This is a genomic window from Coleofasciculus sp. C1-SOL-03, from assembly GCF_040220555.1.
GTDB lineage: Bacteria > Cyanobacteriota > Cyanobacteriia > Cyanobacteriales > Coleofasciculaceae > Coleofasciculus.
Genome location: NZ_JAVJUO010000235.1, coordinates 13191 through 33731 on the forward strand (window position 1 = coordinate 13191; position 20541 = coordinate 33731).

Consider the following 20541-nt stretch of genomic DNA (forward strand, 5'->3'; position numbering starts at 1 on the left):
AAAACTCTCGCACTTTTGGGGCGGGCGCGAGTCACATCTAGGTCAGTGAACAAACCCTACACATTCAAAACCCAAAACTTAATCAAATGGTAAATCGTTCCACTCCACCCAAGTCATCCAACCCGGAAAAACCCGATAAAGCCCAGGCGATTTTGGCAGGTGCTTTGCAAGTGTTTACCAAGCATGGATACACAGCAGCGAGCATGGATCGGATTGCATCAGCAGCAGGAGTGTCCAAACCCACGCTGTATAACTACTTTCAAGATAAACAGGGATTATTTATCGCCTTAATCCACCAACTCACCCAAAAAAACAGTCAGCTCATCCTCAATTTGCCCACTGAGCCAGACTTGCAAACGCCTCCTGAGCAGGTTCTACGTCAAATGGCAACGGCGGTACTCGACGAGTTTGCTAACAATCCAGCGCTGTTAACCTTAATGCGGTTAATCATTGGCGAGTCGGAGCGGTTTCCGGAATTAGCTCAAACCCATGTACGCGAAATGATCAAACCCTTAATGGAACGGCTGTCCTTGTACCTAGCCTCTCAACCCCAACTCAAATTGTCTGATCCCGTTGTCGCCGCCCGGATTTTTACAGGCTCTCTGGTTCATTACCTGATCATTCAAAACGTCATGCAGGGTCATGAGATTTTGCCCTTAGACCGTGATCGCATGGTTAATGGTTTAATTCAGCTAATGGCGGCTGGGGAAGCTAGGGGAGCTGAGGAAAGCAATGTAGAGACGTAGCATGCTACGTCTGGGAGCTGGTTAGTTATTTCTGCCAGGATACACTAGATGCTGCTGATTGCTTGTGTCAAGCTTGATTGAGATACTCTAATCTTGACCCAGTTTGCCAACCTCACAGATAAGCGATTATTCTGCCTATGGTGACTCTACTCATGGAAGCAAAATAATTTTTTTTAGACTAAAGACCCAAATTTAAACTTATGCCAACGTTTCGTGATTTTGTAGCTGTAGGTGTGGGGACTGCGATCGCTCTGATCTATACAAAACCAAGCGCCTCTCAAGATTTACCGTCGCCGCTTAACTTTCAACGTCAAGCTCCGACTCATCAACCTGATCGGTTGACACAGCAAGGATTGACAGACATGGCTCCCCAATCCACGGAGGAGAACGTACTTCTTGATGCAGGTGATGAAGAGGACAAAAGGCAGAAGGAGGAAGGAATTGATCCCGATGCCTTCAGCACCAGCGTAGATGCGATTAAAAGGGAGCAACGCTTTCATTCTCCCCGGAACACGATAGAGGAATCAACTCACGCTGAACCACCTGACCCCCTGAACTCGGCGAGTGAACCCGTAACCTCTGATACAGAAAATTCCGCCAATTCCGCAGAACCAGCTCAAGACTCAAACCAACTCATTACCCAGGAGCCACAGCGTTCGATTGGTCAATCCCCTGAAGCCATTCCATCCCTTCCCACGCTAGAGGAACCAGAAACCCCTGCACCCGACTTTCTCACACCCGATATCGAACCTCTGCCGATACCTTCTACCACTCCTGATCGACCGATATCAGAATTGCTCAATCCCAGTCCCAATCCACTCCAGTTTCCCACCGAATCTGAAGAAGTCCAAGTGCAAACGACTCAGCCAATTACCCTAGAACAGGCAATAGGATTGGCACGGCGTAACAATCAACAGTTACAAGTGGCTAGACTCGAGTTAGAACGAGCGGAGTTTGCCCTGCAAGAAGCCCTAGCTGCCGAGTTTCCATCGATTAGTGCCATTGCCGAATTTACCCGAACTGAGTCGGAAACAGGGGGTCAACAAGGTTTTTTACAACAGCTTTTCGGTCAGACAAATCAGACGATCACATCGACAAGTTTTGATACCCGACTGGAACTAAATTATGCCGCCTACACGGCTGGGCGTCGTCCCGCTGCCATTAAAGCTGCCGAGCAACAGGTACGTTTCCAGCAACTGGATGTAGAAAGCATTTTTGAACAGCTACGATTGAATGTCACCAGTGCTTACTACGATTTACAACAGGCAGATGCCGAAGTCGAAATTAGCCAAGCGGCGGTTAACGATGCAGCTCGCAGTCTGCGGGATGCCGAGTTACTCGAACGAGCTGGCTTAGGCACTCGATTTGAAGTATTGCAGGCACAGGTGGAACTTGCCAATAATAATCAAGCCTTAACCGACGCGATTAGTCAGCAACGCATTGCCCGCCGCCAAATTGCACAATTGTTAAGTTTGGATCAGCAGGTAGGAATCTCTGCGGCTGATCCCATCGATGTGGCAGGGGATTGGGAACTCTCTCTGGAACAAAGCATTATTTTAGCGCTAAAAAACCGGGCAGAGTTGGAACAGCAACTGGCACAACGCAATATTAGTGAACAACAACAGCGCATTGCCCTCGCGGACAATAAACCCCAGGTGAATCTATTTGCCCAATATAATATTTCTGCCCAGTTGGATGATAGTGATGGTCCGACTGATGGCTTAACCTTAGGAGCGCGACTCCAATGGAATTTCTTTGATGGGGGAGCCGCCAAAGCCAGAGCCAGACAAGAGGAAGCGAATGTGGCGATCGCAGAATCCAATTTTGCCAATCAGCGTGACCAAATTCGCCTTGAGGTTGAACAAGCTTTTTTCCAGTTAAAAGCTAGCCAGGAGAATATTCAAACTGCATCCTTTGCTCTAGAACAGGCACAAGAAAGCTTACGATTAGCACGGTTACGATTTGGCGCTGGGGTTGGTACTCAAACTGATGTAATTAATCAACAAACGGCGTTAACTCGTGCCAGAATCAACCTGTTGACCGCAATTCTGGACTATAACCGAGCGCTAGCCACGCTGCAACGGGCGATTAGTAATCTTCCCAATAGTATTCTTTTTGATGTGCCTTAAGGATTCGTCATTCGTCATTTGTTAGGGAACAGGGAACAGGGAATAGGGAACAGGGAACAGGGAACAGGGAACAGGGAACAGGGAACAGGGAATAGGGAACAGGGAACATTGAGTGAACTTCCTCATCTCCCCCATCTCCCCCATCTCCCCCATCTCTAGGGGACAATTTCGGTAACGACGCGATCGCTCGATCCACTCCTGACGATCATGCTCTGATCCTGTAATTTACCCACGGCGGTGGCTCCGGTTACATTAAAAGGGGGATCAACTTGTTTATAAATTACATTCCCTGACGCCTGCATCTTCTGAGTGGGGATGTCCCACCTAACCTGATTGGCATAGAGTTCGGCTTGATTGCGGCTTCCTACCCCTTGCACACCCCCCTTTAAATTGGCGACTTCGCTCTCTAAATCCACCTGACCCTGATTCGCCGTAATCACCACATTCTCATCCTGATGGACAATTTTAACAGGCTGATTTGAGCGGACTGTTTCCGCCTTGACATCCCAGATTGCTTCATTGCTAGAGATTAAAACTGGGGGATCAATAGACGTAAGCTGAACATCGTTTTTCAAGATCGCGACTTTGGTTTTTAGGTTATAGTCTGTCTGGTTGGCGACAACGCGATCAGTCACGGTTTTATCCTTGTACCGTTCCATTTGAGTCCGTTGATCCCCCATTAACTTTTGTCCTTTAATTTGCCAAAGTAACTGCTCTGTTTTCAGTTGCACATTGGGATCTTTTGAGATTGCTTGAACCGACCCTTTCAGTTCCATTTGCTCTTGGCGGGTCAAATACTGCCCTTCATTCGCCGTGACCTCAATTTGTTCAGGATGGCGTCCCTCTAAATTTCGGCGTACCACTAACAACTCGTTCTCAGGTAACCATTCCAACTCCTCACCCTTGAAAACCGCACCATTGCGGGTATCTGTCGCCGTAATGTCGCCTCGCAGAAAGATTTGTTTCCCATCTTCCCGAACTTCCCCACTCTTGGCTGACACTTTTAAAATGACCTTTCCATCTTGAAATAAATCACCCGTTGGCTGTTCAACTTTAGCGATTTTTTTGTCTTTAGTATAGGTCGCTTGGTTCGCTTTTACCCGCCACAAAGGACGCCCTTGTTCATCGGCTTGCTCTAAGGTGACATTGTTGAAGACAAGAGAGCCTTCAATATCGGTAGATTCTGTATCTTGTTGAATTTTCTTGGCCGTTTGGCTTTCAGTCTGACAGCCAAAAAGCGGAGCCAATGCCAATAGACAGAGGCTCATCGCTAAACATTGTTTCCAACTCAAAATCATTGGAGCCAGCTTATTTGAAATTTGGATGGTTAACCATTAGTCCTTAACCGTAAAACAGCCAGGACTAATGACTCATAACTTATGAGTAAGCTGTCATGGCTTCAAATTCGGGTATTCGTAGCGAGCAAGATGCTCGCATTACCAGAATTTCGCCATTGCCATTATTGACAATAACGTTTCCATGACGAACAGCTTAATGACCCATGGAAGGATCTCCGGGATCATCCATCATGCCAATACCAGACAAAGGACGGTAGGTATAGTTTTGTCGGGGAGATTTGCGGATGCTTTCTTGAATCTGATCCAGATCAATATACCGATCCGCGACATTAATCAGACTATCGCTAGTCATCGAACGTAAACTAACCACCTCAACCCGCACTCCTCGATAACTAACGGCATCTACAGCATACGCCAGATCACCATCGCCACTGACGAGAATCGCGGTATCATAAGACCCCACTAATGCCATCATATCGACAGCAATTTCCACATCTAGATTCGCCTTTTTCGATCCATCAGGTAACTGCACTAAATCCTTAGCAATCACCCGGTATCCATTACGGCGCATCCACAGCAAAAACCCTTGCTGCTTTTCATTGGTGCGATCGACCCCGGTGTAAAAGAAGGATCGCAGCAATCGTGAACCAGCCGTTAAACGAACCAACAGTTTGGTGTAATCGATTTCAATGCCTAATTGCAAAGCTGCATAAAACAGATTCGAGCCATCAATGAATATGGCAACTCGACCGCGATTTTCTAAGACTTGTTCAGGTGTAAAAATGGGATCGGTACTAAAATTATTCAACATGATTTTTATGCCTCAGTTTTTTATGCAAGAAATAGATGCCTCCTTCCCAACCATCTTCTCGTTTAGTCAGCCGTTAGTGTGATTTTGGCTGAAAACGACGGAACACTATTAGGCTTCCATCGCCCAAAAACAAGTGGGGATGTCCTGTCGCGATCATTCGCTAACGTTCCCCAATGCCGAGGAATGACTGATGTTGCACGATATTAAATGAGAGTTTTTTGGTTAAAGTCAATGGGATAGCCAGGTTTTTGGTAGATATCGATGTTTACTGGGAATAGTCAGCACGAGTAGACAAGCTGTTAGTCTAACTGATTCCCCGATACTGTACAAGACCTACACAGTTAGGGTAGTGTTTCCGTATCTTGGACGAACTCCCAAATGCTTGTTTGACAAGGAATTGGTTAAATGAGTTAAGGGAATTAATTCCCCAAATGATGGTTTTGCCGACTTGCCTCAAGGCGAGGACAGTCTCCGTATTAGCTATGCGATCGCTTAACCGTTGTTCGATAGATTCTAGACCATGATCTGTCCTCCTGTATTTGTGGATACTCTCTACCCTAGTACAAGAAGGCAGAAGTCCGAAGGCAGAGGGCAGAAGGCTATAAGCCTTATGGTAGCTGCTTTTAAGGAGCTTGTTAACTGATTAGTTATTTCTGCCGCGCTACCCTAGCCTCTTGGTAATCGGGACTCCTCTTACCTAAGCTTCGGCACAGGAAGTCCCTGAGTTTGTGGGCTACGTTGCTTTTAACGGTGAATGGGTTTCTTTGAGTCCGGTTAGAAGTCATCGATTGTTTACAAAAACGCCCTCCCTTACTTGGTGGTTATGGTATATCCACTTGGCTTTACTTAGCATTTTGCCCAAAAAAAGTATTAAATACTACAAGATATTAACAAAGTTTACTAAATTTTGTTTAAAAATGCTTGAACTAACTAAAAAAAAGAAGTTATTTCTCAATATATGTAATTATTTCGTTAAATTTAGGATAGCTCAAGCTCATCTCTAGGTTGAGTGACAGGTGAACGGAACTGAGATGAGGCAAAGGCAGCAGGAGAGGTAAGTCCTGGTAATTTGCCGTCTTTTCATATAATAGCGATTTTGTCAACTCCTGTTGTTGAATTAGCGATTCGTGACTGAGGATTGGGACTAATACTGCTCAGATAAGCTGCCCCGGCTGCCAGACGCTTCTTGCATCGCGTCCCTACAGGCTGCCTCATCTCCCTGATTATTCCCACCTTCCCCACCAGGATCATCATCCCCACCTTCAGCATATTTGCCAGTCAGCCATATTACCGCTTATTGTAAAGAAAGATTAAATAACTATCCCTGAGGATTGTGTCAGGGCTAATCGATACAGATCTCAGCTTTAGCCGAGAAAGCCCCTAGGGGGGAAATCGTCTAGTATAATCGAAAGCTGCCTAAGGTCAATGATGCCAGAGCTAAAAAGTGATCCTTATTTTCTGACACCGCGATCGCCAAATCCGGATTATCCCTTGTTCGTCTATTTACCGGGGATGGATGGAACGGGTCAGCTATTGCGATCGCAGATGCCCAGTTTAGCCGCCGCGTTTGATGTTCGGTGTTTGGTCATTCCTCCCCACTATTTGAGTCACTGGCAAGACTTAGCCAATCAGGTTGCTAGCTTAATTGCCACAGAACTCAGCCAACGACGCAGCCAAAGCGTTTATCTGTGTGGCGAGTCCTTTGGTGGCTGTTTAGCGCTAAAGGTCGCCCTCACCGCCCCCCATCTGTTACACCGAATCATTTTATGTAACCCTGCCACATCAGTGAGTCAACCCTCTTGGTTACTGTGGGGATCACAATGGTTGGGCGTATTACCGGAGAATATTTATCACCTATCAACTCTGACATTATTGCCCGTCCTATCATCCCTCAATCGGATGACTCCCAGAAATCGCCGCGCCCTCTTAGAGGCGATGCGATCTTTACCCGCAAAAACCATGCATTGGCGAGTATCCATGCTGAGGAATTTTCAAGTTTCTCCAGAACAACTCGAACAATTGACCCAACCCACCCTGATCCTCGCCAGCGCTTTGGATCGCTTGTGGTCTTCAGTCTCAGAAGCCAAATCCCTAGTCAACTATCTGCCAAACGCGACGATGTCGGTATTGCCGAAGTCAGGTCATGCCTGTTTACTGGAAACCGATGTCAACCTATTCGAGATTTTAAACCAACAAAATTTTTTAGATCTCACTGTTCCTCAACCCGAACTTGAATCTGATTTATCGGAAATTATCGGGGTTTAGGCGGGGAGTTGAGTGTACAGGTGTCTGCTGACGCAATTGAGTTCCTGTTCCCCCATCAGCCGGATCAAGAAAAGGTCGCAAATTAATGGCTTCAGAACTCGGTCTAGACGGTTGACCCATTCCCAAGACTGACAATCCTTCATTTAACACCTGATTCAGCACATCTGAACGGTTATCATCTTCAATAAAAGTGGTCACAGCATCCGTCGATTGACCACTATCAGCAACCGTCAAATTTTCAAACACGCGATCGCGAGTAAGTTGAGGATCTTGACCAGGCGGTACAGTCAGGACAATTTGGCAGTCTGGGTTCTTCTGAGTCGTGACACAAATAATGTTGTAATTATTTTCCGTCGCTGTCCGCATTTCCAATAACCCATCCGGTCGATAAAACTCCAACCGACGGCTAATTTCATTACAGCGGCGTTCTGGAGTCCAACCCCCACCCATCAGACTCGGAGTCGCCCAAGCATAAGCTTGTTCAGGTTGACTTTCGGGATGATACATCACCGTATACTCCCCCTCAAAGAATTGGCAGGTGAATCGAGGGTCATCAGTGTTATTCTGAGCAACGGTAGCATCGCGCTGAAGCTGATTTTGAACGGGGAGGTTTTGGTTGACAGGATTGACGGCTAAACCATTGGTACTAGCGAGGACAATAGCTAAACTCGCTGACCAACCCGTGGTTCTTAACCCCAAAGACACCGTATTGGTTAACCTATTACGGGTCATCTGGGTAGAGGGAACAGGGAATCGGGAAGAAGGTTTCATGGTCTGGATACGTTGTGGATAATCGACTACTTATGAGGTTAAGACCATAGCAGTACGATCAGAGGTTCCCTGAATATTTCACAGTTATTGGTCATTGGTCATTGGTTATTGGTCATTGGTCATTGGTCATTGGTCATTGGTCATTGGTCATTGGTCATTGGTCATTGGCTACCCCATCTCCCTCATCTCCCTCATTTCCTGAGCGAAGCCGCCAAAACGTGTTAAGCTTATCAGTCGGTCAATTTTGATTAAATCACCTGATGTCAACAAAACTTTATAATTCTGTTCAGACATCTTATACTACCAAAGGATAGTTAATAAGGAGTACAAACAACGATGTCGGAGGCAATCAAGCCACTGACCGTACCCAGAGAATTCTTGGGTGCCCCCGAAGATTTTAATCTAACGTTACTAATGTTCATAGTAGCGATGGCTCTGATCGTCTTCTCGACCTGCGGTTACTGGCTGTGGGAGTTACCTGCACCCTTGTGCTTTGGGATTAATGTCCTAGCATTGCATATGGCGGGTACAGTAATCCATGATGCCTCTCACAATGTCGCCCACAAAAATCCGATCGCGAATGCGCTGATGGGTCATGGGAGTGCGTTGATGTTGGGGTTTGCGTTCCCCGTGTTTACCCGGGTACACATGCAGCATCATGCCAATGTGAATGATCCAGAAAACGATCCTGATCATTTTGTCTCAACGGGGGGTCCTCTGTGGTTAATTGCGGCACGCTTTTTTTACCATGAGATCTTTTTCTTTAAGCGTCGCTTGTGGCGTAAGTATGAACTGCTGGAATGGTTCTTGAGCCGAGCGTTTGTGGCGGGGGTGATTTACCTGGCGTGTCACTATGGCTTTTTGGGCTATATCATGAACTTTTGGTTTACCCCAGCCTTGGTTGTGGGATTGGCGTTGGGCTTGTTTTTTGACTATTTACCCCATCGTCCCTTCAAAGAACGCGATCGCTGGAAAAATGCCAGGGTTTATCCTAGCCCCATCCTGAATATTATGATTATGGGTCAGAATTACCATTTGATTCATCATCTGTGGCCCTCTATTCCCTGGTATAAATATCAAGGAGCCTATCGAGCCACTCAGCCTTTATTAGAAGAAAAGGGCTGTCATCAGTCATTGGGACTGCTACAAGGCAAAGATTTTTTAAGTTTCGTCTATGATATTTTCCTGGGAATTCGTTTTCACCCTAAAGGATCTGAGCAAACCCATGATACCAAATCCCTATGACCCGCATTGCTCACAAGTTTTGCCATCTTAATCCTTGAAACCTTTACCTAGAGTAGATTTTGAGTACAAAAACTATTGCCTATTGCCTATTCCCTATTGCCTCTCCCCACCACAAGACTTATTCAGCAGACTCTAATTATCCCATTGAGTAATTGGCTCAAAGGAATTGAAAAACTGAGCCGCTTGATAATGCGTCTTCTCTGGCTGCTGTTGACTGGCTCTCAAAACATATAGGCGATCGTCCGCCCAATACAACCTGTAAGTCATCAGTTGATTGGGGGTTCTCAGTTGAAAGGATCGACCGGGATAACCCTCTAGAGAAATCGGGCGATCGCGCTGTAATTGAGCGTCAGTTTCGGCTAAAATTTGGTCGCGGACTTGGCGTAACTTGGCTTCTGGTTCAGCTAACGTGGTTTCTTCAGAATAAGCGATAACGAATCTTTTTGAGGCTTGATTCACGCGATACGCTTCTAGGTCAAGATTAGTCGCTTGGTTGGCGGGAACGGCTGTGACATCTGTCGGCTTTTTGGGTAGAGAAACCGCAAATTCTCCCTGGGGGGAAACCACTCTCGTCCATCCTGTTTCTGGATCACGCAACGTCAGCAAACTATCTGGATGGTCTCGATTTTGCCAGTAGGCTTGCTCTTCAATCGTGAGTACATCCTCTTCAGATTCATCTTCATCGCGTCTTTCTCTTAGCCTGTCAATGCGTCGTTCTAGCTTTTCTTCCCCTTCCTCAAAGAAGTCGGGATGCTCATAGATCCCATGCGGGGGTAAGGGTTGAGGCGGTTCGGCGTCAGGAAGGTCTATATTCGGATTCTGATCTGATGGTAAGGGTTGCGGCGTTTGCAAATTAGGATTCCTGGGAATTTGAGTTTGAGCAAACGCTGAATGGGTTAAACCCAGATTCGTTAGGACTACGGCGATGGCTAGAGTCCCTAGTTTGATAATGGTAGAACCTACGCCTAGTTTAGACTCTGACGCTTGAGATTGAGGAGTGCGATCGGGTAAACGCGGTAATTTTGAATACTTGTTACGTTGAGTAGTCATAATTTAACCTCCGTTTTTATTCGGTTTACGTTCATTCTAAAAAAAATAGAAGGGTTTACCTTCTATCAATGGGCTTATATCTGGCGACAAATTAACACACCTCTATACCTGAGTTCGTAGTAGCCACTTTAATGGCAGAAGCGCTTAAGCGCTGACTACAAACAGTTAATTTAGCTCAGAGTTGGATTTGTTCGTCAACCAACTCTCTCCATGGTCTTGATTTTCCCAGTACGCTGACTCTTCAATTGTGAGTACCTCGTCTTCGGAGGAATCTGGCGTATTCCTCTGTCTGAGCTTGTCAATTTGTTCCTCGAATTCTTCGTGTCCTTCCTCAAAGAAATCAGGATGTTCATAAAGAGAAGGAATTGGTGCAGGTCGCACAGGTTCTACGTTTAGCTCACGCCTTGGCAATCTAGGAGAGGGGAAAGACTGTGGTGTTGGCGAGTTTATCGTACTATTTCCCGGAACTTGAGCTAAAGTTGTTCCCAGATTAGTTAATCCAACCGCAATGGCTAGCGTGAGGACTTGGGCTAACGTTGAGCCTGCTAATCGTTTTGCCCCTATCCTCTGAAGCGGAAAATAGCGATGGAGGAAACGAGGCAACTTTGAATAGTTCTCGTTTCTAACTTGCATGATGACACCTATGTATCTTGTTAATTCTATTTTATTGTGCCAACCAATAAACATTGGTTTGTTTTTACAGATTGATACAATTTTGATTAATTATTTAGATTAAAAATATAATTTTTTAAACTTAAAAAATACACCCAAATGGGTGAAACTGATACCCGAATGGGTGAAAGTTAACCAGAAAGCGACCTTGTAATTCTGACTTTAGAGTTTGTAGTCAGCGCTTTAGCGCTTCTGGCACGCTTCGTGCCTACTACAAACCCAGCTTTAAGTAAGTGCCATTCCAGTTAAAACGGTTATGAAAGGCAAAAGCTGCTAAAAAAAATGGGACACGCATTGCATAAGCCCCTGAAGCTGGAGAGATATAGTCCAGTAACCCCATCACAACCAAGTCAATGAGAAGTCGATGAGTTCTCGAATAACTCCGATGGGATCTCAAAGAGGGGACTGATTAGATGGGAGATAACACGAGTTGCTGGAGAATACCGATGACACAAAAGCCAAGCCTGGATTTGACTCTGCTCCCTCTGACGCCTGCTCCCTTGGTTCCTTATAGGGGTGTCCCCGTAAAGCCGCAGCCGCCGAGACTATCTTGGCTTAAGGTGACAGGAGGTACAGTCGGTTTACTGCTAATGCTGACATTACCCGCTATGGCTTGCGGTGGATTGAATAGAGGATGGTTATTTGGCTCTAGTCTAATTACGCTTCCGGCTATGTCATTGATGTACGGGTATGGATTACCCCTATTGGCTACGGTTTTAATTGAATCCTTTATCTTGTGCAAGCGAGAATTGATTCCTTACCGAAAAGCTTTTGTAATAGCAGGGTTGGCGAATGGGTTTTATCTGTTAGCTAGTTTGGTTAGTTGGGTTGTCTTAAGTGTAAGCCTTCCTCTGGCTCTCATTGGCTCAATTTTATCGGCGGTGATGTGTCTTTCATTCTGTCAGCGTCGGGGATATTTGAAGAATATCAGTCAAGGGATGTTTAGGTTTTGTGTTTATCTTTTCTTCATGGCTTTGGGTTTTGCTACGTTAGTTCTGATTAGCGCCATGGATAGTTCCGTAAACCTAGCGTTTCTTTACAGTGTAACAGCAGGGTTACTGCTGATTGCTTTTATATTTGGTTTTGTGACGAAAGGGTTTGCGATCGCAGGTTTATTAAAGCAGAAGCATCCTAATTTCGCAATGACAGTTATGTCGATGAATGTGGGTTCCTTTGGAATTATTCCCATGGCTTATTATTTGATGCAGCTTCAAGGGTAGGTGGGCGTTGGTTTAAGGTTTTTTTTGAAACGCAGAGGACGCAGAGGTTAGCGCAGAGTTTCGCAGAGGGAGAGAGAGGTGAAAGGGGCAATGATTAATTTTTGGCTTTAAGTTAGGTGGTTTTGTACCGTTTACTTTGGAGGAGAGAGAGTTAAATGCTTGTTGATAAAAACAGTGGCTATAGTTGTGGCTGGTTAGCTTTGCTAGGAATCATCGGAATTGGCTTTATGTTCCTATTAGTTAAGCCATTAATTATGGTTAACCCTAGTAAAGCAAAACAATCCGAAGCAAAACAATATACTGGTGCAATGAATCGCGCCCAGCAAAATTATTTTTTAGAGAAAAGTAATTTTACGAATAATATTGGTGAACTGGGACTAGGCATTAGCACTGAAACCAAAAACTATACCTATTCAATTCATGCAACTCTTTTGAGTTCGATTAATTATGGCGTTTCCCGCCAATCCGATTTAAAGAGTTATGTGGGCGGTGTATTTTTGGGTGACGCTGAAGAAACAGGAGAATTAACAACATTTGCGATTCTGTGTGAGACAAAAGATAAGGGTACTAATCGCCCTCCAGCACCAATTGTAGAAGATGGTAGGCTTCAATGCGCTCCGGGTACAGAAAGTCTTAGTGGAGGGGATCAAGAGGTTTTTTTCGGAGAAGATGGGAAGTTAGTATATATTTCAGCTAATTACGCGAAAGCTGGTAAGTATAATCAAGCCCTTGATACTGTGGAAACGATCACCGAAGAAGGTTTTAAGGCAAAAGCATTGCAGATTATTGCAACAGAATTAGTTGCGGCTGGTGAGTCTGAGCAAGCCTTGAGAGTGACTCGTAATATCTCCAATGACTCGATTAAGAGTAATACTATTCAAGCGATCGCACTCAACTTAACTGATGCTGGTGAGTCTGAGCAAGCCTTGAAAGTAACTCGTCATATCACCGATGAGTCGATTAAGAGTAAGACCATCCAAGCGATCGCACCTTATTTAACCACGTCTGCTGAGTATGAACAAGGGATTCAGGTGGCTAAAACGATTACAGACTATGAACAAAAAGCTAAAGCCTTGGATGCCATTGTACGCCGATTAGTCGCGACAGGAAACGATAAACAAGCGGTTCAGATTACTAAAACTATCCACTATTACTATGGCAGTAGAGATAAAGCGATGGCGGCAATTGAAAGTTACAAAGATTTACAATAATGCCTAAAAAGTCATGAACATTATCAAACTTATCCGGACTATTTTTGTTGATTCAGATATTTGATTCCGTTGAACAGTTACAGCAATAGAGGCGGTCAATCCTTATGAAAACTAATCTTTTGTTTAATCCCAAGCAAAGCTTAAAGGAAAGTTACCAATTGCAACAGCCATTAGGGAATAATGCAGGGCGTCAAACCTGGTTAGCTCAAGATTTACAGTCTGGTGAACAGGTGACGGTAAAGTTACTGGCGTTTAATCCCCAGATGGAGTGGGATGAGTTTAAGTTGTTTGAACGGGAAGCAGCGGTGCTGAAGCAACTGAATCATCCTCGAATTCCTCAATATCGGGATTATTTTTCCTTGGATCAAAAAATTGGGGCGGGGTTATGTTGGTTTGGCTTGGTGCAGGATTATATCCCAGGCAAATCTTTACAGCAGTTACTGAATGAAGGAAAGCGGTTTACGGAGTCACAGGTTCGTTCGATTGCTAAACAAGTGCTGGAGATTCTCATCTATTTACATGGGTTAAATTCTCCGGTATTACACCGAGATATTAAGCCAAGTAATCTGATTTTAGGAGAGAATAAGCAGATTTATTTAGTTGATTTTGGTGCAGTGCAAGATAGTGCGGCGGTAGAAGGGATGACGTTTACCGTGGTGGGAACGAGTGGATATGCACCCTTAGAACAGTTCTGGGGACAAGCAGTTCCGGCTTCTGATCTCTATGCTTTGGGCGCGACGTTAATTCATCTATTAACAGGTGTTTCTCCGGCTGATTTGCCGCAACGAAATTTACGGATACAATTTCGGGAGCAGGTGAGTATTAATTCTCAGTTGATCAGTTGGATTGAAGCCTTGACGGAACCTGACCTAGATTTGCGCTTGAGTTGTGCAAGTCAAGCCGTTGATGCATTAGAAACAGGGCGATCGATTCGTTCTATGCATTATCAATTGGAAACTGTGCATCCGCCTTTTTCAACACGAATTAGACTTAAAAAAAGCCAGAATAAGCTTATTATTAATTTGCCTAAAAGCCGACTATTATTTCCCCTAGAAACTTGCTTGTTTATGTTAAAGCTAATTCCTTTTGTTGGTTTGACTCTACTTTTACCAATTATAGGTTTGGTTCTAATATTTAGTATTTTGGGGGCTTTGGTAAATTTGATGAATTTATTTGTATTAATAATAAATATAATTTGGATAATTTTAGCTGGAAGATTACTACAAAAAGGAGTATCTCATTTAAAGGCAATGTATAGAGACATTAGCAATTTTAAATTTGTTTTTTGGGGATACTCTATAGTATTTGATGCAGAAAAATTTATTTGTCAGAGATTTGATCGTTATTTACGCCTTTCGGAGATTCGAGGAGTAGTTAGTAATCATTCGGGTAATGCTATCTATCTTAAGACAAAAACAGGAAACTCCTGTTTAGTCAATCGACTAAAACCATCTGAATCAAACTGGTTAGTTGGTGAAATCACAGATTGGCTGGCAAATTGTAAATAACGGATGTAATTAATAAATTAGAATTTCAAGGAGTAACTCATGTTAAGCGCAGGACAAGTTTTATGCGATCGCTATCAGCTAGAAAAACCGTTAGGACACAATGCAGGGCGGCAAACTTGGTTAGCGATGGATACTCAAGCCTCACCACCAACAGCCGTTGTGGTTAAATTGTTGGCGTTTAATCCCCAGATGCAATGGGATGAGTTGAAGCTGTTTAAACGAGAGGCTCAAGTTCTAAAGAATCTCAACCATCCTCGCATTCCGAAGTATCTGGATTATTTCTCAGTAGATGATGTTGAAGCGGGTTTAGAAGCATCTTCTATCGATAAGGAAAATAGTGATAAGTATAAAGTAAACGGATTACCGTGGTTTGCTTTAGTGCAAGAATATATTCCTGGTAACTCTCTCAAGCAGTTATTAGAGCAAGGGAAAAGGTTTAACGAAAATCAGGTGCGTTATTTTGCCGAAGATTTACTCAAGATTTTACTTGATTTACACGAATTGAGTCCGCCTGTTCTCCATCGAGATATTAAACCCAGTAATCTGATTTTGGGGAAAAATAACCAAATTTATCTGGTAGACTTTGGTGCTGTGCAAGACAAAGCCAAAGCCGAAGGGGTGACATTTACGGTAGTCGGAACCAGTGGTTATGCACCCCCCGAACAGTTATGGGGAAAAGCTGTACCTGCATCAGATTTATATGCATTGGGTGCGACTTTGGTTCATTTATTAACAGGGATTCCGCCATCTCAATTACCTCAGCAGCGAATGCGGATTAAGTTTCAAGATAAAGTCAAGATTAATCCGAATTTTGCTAACTGGATTGAGCAGTTAATTCAACCGGCACCGGAAAGACGGTTGAGTACGGCACGTCAGGCTTTTTCTGCACTGCAATCTTCTTTGATTCCTCAACACAATCAAATTTCTGCCCAAGGCTCAAGACGCTATTTAGATGATAGTGATAATGGCTACGGTTGTGGCTGCTTGGCTTTGCTAGGACTAATGGGAATTGGCTTTATTCTCCTATTACTTCCTTCATTTCTTGGTAGCGCTGATAAAGCCAAGCAATCCGAAGCAAAACAGTATATTGGCTCAATGAATCGCGCCCAGCAAGCTTATTTTTTAGAAAAAGGTCATTTTACCGATAATATTCCTGAACTGGGGCTAGGCATTAGCACTGAAACAGATTACTATACCTATTCAAGTTATGCAACTTTTTTGAGTGCGATTAACTATGGCGTTTCACGCGAATCCGATTTAAAGAGTTATGTGGGCGGTGTGTTTTTGGGTAGCGTTGAAGCAACAGGAGAAATGACAACATTAGCTATCTTATGTGAGACAAAAGATAAGGGTACTAATCGCCCGCCAGCACCAATTGTAGAAGAGGGTAGGCTTCAATGCGCTCCGGGTACAGAAAGTCTTTATGAAGAAAATGAGCGGGGAATTTTTCTGGGGGAAGATTGGAAGTTAGTAGATGTTTCAGCTAATTACGCGAAAGCGGGTAAGTACAATCAAGCCATTGATACTGCGGAAACGATTACAAATGACTTGATTAAGGTAAAGGCTTTGGGGATGATTACAACGGAGTTAATGGTGGCGGGTAAGTCTAAGCAAGCTTTACCAATTATTGAAAAGATACAAGCGATCGCACTCAACTTAACTGATGCTGGTAAGTATACCCAAGCCCTAAACGTGACTTACAGTATCCCCCATGACTCGATTCGGAGTAAGACTATCCAAGCGATCGCATCCTACTTAACCACGTCTGTTGAGAATAAACAAGCCTTGCGAGTAATTCTTAGTATCACAGATGAGTCAATTCGCAGTAAGACCATCCAAGCGATCGCACGCTATTTAACCACGTCTGCTGAGTATGAACAAGCCATTCAGGTGGCTAAAACGCTCACAGACTATGAACAAAAAGCCAAAGCCTTGGATGCCATTGTACGCCGATTAGTCGCAACCGGGAACCATGAACGAGCGGTTCAGATAGCTCAAACTATCCAATCTTACTATGGTGGTAAAGATCAAGCCATGGCAGCACTTGAGCGTTATAAAAATTGACGGTGAGGCATAAACATCATGAATCTGATACATCTTAATAAGGACTATTTTGGTGGCGACAACCCAGAGAATTTATTCGTTGCATGATTACAGAGAAAGGGTATTATGAGAGATAATTTTTTGTTTCATCCCAAGCAATGCTTAAAGGAAAGTTACCAATTGCAACAGCCATTAGGGAATAATGCAGGGCGTCAAACCTGGTTAGCTCAAGATTTACAGTCTTGCGAACAGGTGACAGTTAAGTTACTGGCGTTTAGCCCTCAGATGGAGTGGGATGAGTTTAAGTTATTTGAACGGGAAGCGGCGATGCTAAAACAACTGAATCATCCCCGAATTCCTCAGTATCGGGATTATTTTTCCTTGGATCAAAAAAATGGGGCGGGGTTATGTTGGTTTGGTTTAGTGCAGGATTATATTCCCGGAAAATCCTTACAGCAGTTACTAAATCAAGGAAAGCGGTTTACCGAGTCACAGGTTCGTTCAATTGCCAAACAAGTGCTGGATATTCTCATCTATTTACATGGGTTAAATTCTCCGGTATTGCACCGAGATATTAAGCCGAGTAATCTGATTTTAGGAGAAGATAAGCAGATTTATTTAGTTGATTTTGGTGCAGTGCAAGATAGTGCGGCGGTAGAAGGGATGACGTTTACCGTGGTGGGAACGAGTGGATATGCACCCTTAGAACAGTTCTGGGGACAAGCGGTTCCGGCTTCGGATCTCTATGCTTTGGGCGCGACGTTAATTCATCTCTTAACGGGTGTTTCTCCGGCTGATTTGCCGCAACGAAATTTACGCATACAATTTCGGGAGCAGGTGAGTATTAACTCTCAGTTAATCAGTTGGATTGAAGCCTTGACGGAACCTGACCTAGATTTGCGCTTGAGTTGTGCGAGTCAAGCCCTGGATGCATTGGAAACAGGGCGCTCGATTCGTTATCCGTTAGAAACTGTATGTCCGCCTTTTTCAACACGAATTAAACTCAAAAAATCTCCACATCAGCTTGTGATCAAATTTCCGGGTAGAAAAGTATTTTTTTGTGTAAGTATTTTGATTTTTTCGTTTAAATTGATTTTATTTTTTAGTTTGTATTTACTGTTCATTTGTATATTTATGTCTACAGTCTTGTCTGGGTTGTCTGCAATAGTCAATTTCTTTATATTAATTGCTGGAGAGGAGGTTCCATTTTTATCGATAATTTTAAGTTTATCTATATTTTTTATTTCTCTGTATTTTGCCATGCAAATCCCCGAAAAGTATTCAGAAATAACTAGGGAAATTAGAGGTTTTATATTGCCTAAATTTCGGGGTTATTATGTAAGCTTTAATAAAAACAGTTTTTTCGTTTGCAATAAATTAAACTTTCATTTGTTGCTTTCAGAGATTCAACGAGTAAGCCCAGATTCTTTAAAGCAGGCAATCTATCTCAAAACGAAAAAGAGAAATTACTGTTTAGCCCATCACCTAAAACCATCTGAAGTTAATTGGTTGGTTTATGAAATTAAAGATTGGCTTGCAGATTGTTAGGAACGAATGAAACCATATTAGTTAAGAGTTGAAGGAATTAATTATGTTAAATGCGGGACAAGTTTTACGCGATCGCTATCAGCTACAAAAACCGTTGGGACAAAATGCAGGGCGGCAAACTTGGTTAGCGATGGATACTCAAGCCTCACCGCCAACAGCCGTTGTGGTTAAATTTTTGATGTTTAATCCCCAAATGCAATGGGATGAATTGAAGCTGTTTAAACGAGAGGCTCAAGTTCTTAAGCATCTCAATCATCCTCGTATTCCGAAGTATCTGGATTATTTTTCAGTGGATGATGTTGAAGCGGGTTTAGAAGACTCTTCTATCGCTAATGAAAATAGTGATAAGTCTAACGTAAACGAATTACCCTGGTTTGCTTTAGTGCAAGAGTATATTCCCGGTCATTCTCTCAAACAGTTATTAGAGCAAGGGAAACGGTTTAACGAAAATCAGGTGTTTCGTTTTGCTGACAACTTGCTCAATATTTTAATCTATTTACATGAATTGAGTCCGCCTGTTCTTCATCGTGATATTAAACCCAGTAATCTGATTTTAGGGAAAAATAACCAAATTTATCTGGTAGACTTTGGTGCTGTGCAAGACAAAGCTAAAGCTGAAGGGGTGACATTTACGGTAGTGGGAACCAGTGGTTATGCGCCCCCTGAACAGTTATGGGGAAAAGCTGTACCTGCATCAGATTTATATGCATTGGGTGCGACTTTGGTTCATTTATTAACAGGGATTCCACCGTCTCAATTGCCCCAGCAGCGAATGCGAATTAAGTTTCAAGATAAAGTCAAGATTAATCCGAATTTTGCTAACTGGATTGAGCAATTAATTCAACCTGCACCGGAAAAACGGTTGAGTACGGCACGTCATGCTTTTTCCGCGCTGCAATCCTCTTTAATTCCTCACCACAATCAAATTTCTGTCCAACGCTCAAGAAGCTCTGCATATAGTACCAACAGTGGCTGTGGCTGCTTGGCTTGGCTAGGACTAATCGGGATTGGCTTTATTTTCCTGATGCCTGGTTTCTTTTGGGCTTTTGGTGATTATAGTAAAGCAAAGCAATCCGAAGCGAAACAATATATTGGCTCAATGAATCGCGCACAGCAAGCTTATTTTTTAGAGGAAAGTAATTTTACGAATAATATTCCTGAACTGGGACTAGGCATTAGCACTGAAACCGCAAACTATACCTATTCAACTCATGCCACTTCTTTGAGTGCGATTAACTATAGCGTTTCCCGCGAATCCCATTTAAAGAGTTATGTGGGCGGTGTGTTTTTGGGTAGCGTTGAAGCAACAGGAGAATTGACAACATTAGCTATCTTATGTGAGACAAAAGATAAGGGTACTAATCGCCCCCCAGCACCCATTGTAGAAGAGGGTAGGCTTCAATGCGCTCCGGGTACAGAAAATCTTGGTGGAGGGAATGATCAGGGAGTTTTTATCGGGGAAGATTGGAAGTTAGTAGATGTTTCAGCTAATTACGCGAAAGCTGGTGAGTACAATCAAGCCATTGATACTGCGGAAACGATTACAAATGACTTGATTCAGGTAAAAGCATTGGAGGTGATTACAACGGAGTTAATGGCGGTGGGTAAGTCTAAGCAAGCCTTACCAATCATTGAAAAGATACAAGCGATCGCACTCCAGTTAACGGATGCTGGTGAGTATACCCAAGCCCTGAGAGTGACTTACAATATCACCGATGACTCGATTCGCAGTAAGACCATCCAAGCGATCGCACCCTATTTAATCACGTCTGCTGAGTATGAGCAAGGGATTCAGGTGGCTAAAACGATTACAGACTATGAACCAAAAGCCAAAGCCTTGGATACCATTGTACGCCGATTAGTCGCTACAGGAAACGATAAACGAGCGGTTCAAATTGTCCAAATTATCCAATCTTACTATGGCGGTAAAGATCAAGCGATGGCAGCAATTGAGCGTTATAAAAATTAACGTTAATCGGCAATTTACAACACCTGGTAGAAATGTTACGGCGGAAGTCTGTATA

General features: G+C 43.6%; 16 protein-coding genes and 2 pseudogenes. 13 read left to right on the forward strand and 5 right to left on the reverse strand.

The features are described from left to right. Positions 1 to 86: 86 nt before the first annotated feature. Together RIE73_RS35695 and RIE73_RS35700 are read left to right on the forward strand one after the other, a co-directional pair. Positions 87 to 746 (forward strand): TetR/AcrR family transcriptional regulator, encoded by a 660-nt coding sequence (locus RIE73_RS35695; protein WP_446405679.1) that lies wholly within the window; start codon positions 87 to 89, stop codon positions 744 to 746. 200 nt (positions 747 to 946) lie between these two features. Further along, positions 947 to 2875, forward strand: a complete 1929-nt coding sequence (locus tag RIE73_RS35700) for a TolC family protein (RefSeq protein WP_446405680.1) — start codon at positions 947 to 949, stop codon at positions 2873 to 2875. A gap of 155 nt (positions 2876 to 3030) precedes the next feature. On the opposite strand, the gene lptC is transcribed toward RIE73_RS35700, so the two are convergent. Both lptC and RIE73_RS35710 read right to left on the reverse strand, forming a co-directional pair. Continuing rightward, the gene (gene lptC / locus RIE73_RS35705) at positions 3031 to 4173 is read right to left on the reverse strand and encodes an LPS export ABC transporter periplasmic protein LptC (protein WP_446405681.1); all 1143 of its coding nucleotides are present in this window, start codon (positions 4171 to 4173) and stop codon (positions 3031 to 3033) included. Positions 4174 to 4366: 193 nt separating this feature from the next. Beyond that, on the reverse strand, positions 4367 to 4984 hold the full coding sequence (locus RIE73_RS35710) for a LabA-like NYN domain-containing protein (RefSeq protein WP_446354357.1): 618 nt from the start codon (positions 4982 to 4984) through the stop codon (positions 4367 to 4369). 1425 nt (positions 4985 to 6409) lie between these two features. Between RIE73_RS35710 and RIE73_RS35715 the strand changes: the two genes are divergently transcribed. Then, positions 6410 to 7249 (forward strand): alpha/beta fold hydrolase, encoded by an 840-nt coding sequence (locus RIE73_RS35715; RefSeq protein WP_446405682.1) that lies wholly within the window; start codon positions 6410 to 6412, stop codon positions 7247 to 7249. On the opposite strand, the gene RIE73_RS35720 is transcribed toward RIE73_RS35715, so the two are convergent. Beyond that, positions 7226 to 8020, reverse strand: a complete 795-nt coding sequence (locus RIE73_RS35720; protein WP_446405683.1) for a COP23 domain-containing protein — start codon at positions 8018 to 8020, stop codon at positions 7226 to 7228. The two genes, RIE73_RS35715 and RIE73_RS35720, sit on opposite strands and share 24 nt — an antisense overlap. Before the next feature lie 101 nt (positions 8021 to 8121). Here RIE73_RS35720 and RIE73_RS35725 point away from each other — a divergent pair, with 101 nt between their 5' ends. Both RIE73_RS35725 and crtR read left to right on the forward strand, forming a co-directional pair. After that, on the forward strand, positions 8122 to 8268 hold the full coding sequence (locus tag RIE73_RS35725; protein WP_446405684.1) for a hypothetical protein: 147 nt from the start codon (positions 8122 to 8124) through the stop codon (positions 8266 to 8268). Positions 8269 to 8356: 88 nt separating this feature from the next. Further along, a complete protein-coding gene (crtR, locus tag RIE73_RS35730) occupies positions 8357 to 9265 on the forward strand; it encodes a beta-carotene hydroxylase (protein ID WP_446405685.1) in 909 nt (302 codons plus the stop codon). Positions 9266 to 9397: 132 nt separating this feature from the next. Here the strand turns inward: crtR and RIE73_RS35735 are convergent, their stop codons facing one another. Continuing rightward, positions 9398 to 10315 (reverse strand): hypothetical protein, encoded by a 918-nt coding sequence (locus RIE73_RS35735; protein WP_446405686.1) that lies wholly within the window; start codon positions 10313 to 10315, stop codon positions 9398 to 9400. A 165-nt stretch (positions 10316 to 10480) separates the two neighbouring features. Beyond that, a complete protein-coding gene (locus tag RIE73_RS35740) occupies positions 10481 to 10948 on the reverse strand; it encodes a hypothetical protein (RefSeq protein WP_446405687.1) in 468 nt (155 codons plus the stop codon). 485 nt (positions 10949 to 11433) lie between these two features. Here RIE73_RS35740 and RIE73_RS35745 point away from each other — a divergent pair, with 485 nt between their 5' ends. The 8 genes and pseudogenes from RIE73_RS35745 (at position 11434) to RIE73_RS35780 (ending at position 20486) form a co-directional block, all read left to right on the forward strand. Beyond that, positions 11434 to 12207, forward strand: coding sequence for a hypothetical protein (locus RIE73_RS35745; protein ID WP_446405688.1), 774 nt, complete (start codon positions 11434 to 11436; stop codon positions 12205 to 12207). Between the two features lie 155 nt (positions 12208 to 12362). Continuing rightward, positions 12363 to 13418, forward strand: coding sequence for a type IV pilin-like G/H family protein (locus tag RIE73_RS35750; protein WP_446405689.1), 1056 nt, complete (start codon positions 12363 to 12365; stop codon positions 13416 to 13418). 104 nt (positions 13419 to 13522) lie between these two features. Continuing rightward, on the forward strand, positions 13523 to 14926 hold the full coding sequence (locus RIE73_RS35755) for a serine/threonine protein kinase (RefSeq protein ID WP_446405690.1): 1404 nt from the start codon (positions 13523 to 13525) through the stop codon (positions 14924 to 14926). A 39-nt stretch (positions 14927 to 14965) separates the two neighbouring features. Continuing rightward, a pseudogene (locus RIE73_RS35760) lies at positions 14966 to 15853 on the forward strand (serine/threonine protein kinase); the annotation flags it as partial. A 168-nt stretch (positions 15854 to 16021) separates the two neighbouring features. Further along, positions 16022 to 16990, forward strand: coding sequence for a type IV pilin-like G/H family protein (locus tag RIE73_RS35765; protein ID WP_446405707.1), 969 nt, complete (start codon positions 16022 to 16024; stop codon positions 16988 to 16990). A 105-nt stretch (positions 16991 to 17095) separates the two neighbouring features. After that, positions 17096 to 18517, forward strand: coding sequence for a serine/threonine protein kinase (locus tag RIE73_RS35770; RefSeq protein WP_446405691.1), 1422 nt, complete (start codon positions 17096 to 17098; stop codon positions 18515 to 18517). Between the two features lie 43 nt (positions 18518 to 18560). Beyond that, a pseudogene (locus tag RIE73_RS35775) lies at positions 18561 to 19466 on the forward strand (serine/threonine protein kinase); the annotation flags it as partial. A 75-nt stretch (positions 19467 to 19541) separates the two neighbouring features. Then, positions 19542 to 20486 (forward strand): type IV pilin-like G/H family protein, encoded by a 945-nt coding sequence (locus tag RIE73_RS35780; RefSeq protein WP_446405708.1) that lies wholly within the window; start codon positions 19542 to 19544, stop codon positions 20484 to 20486. Positions 20487 to 20541: the final 55 nt, after the last annotated feature.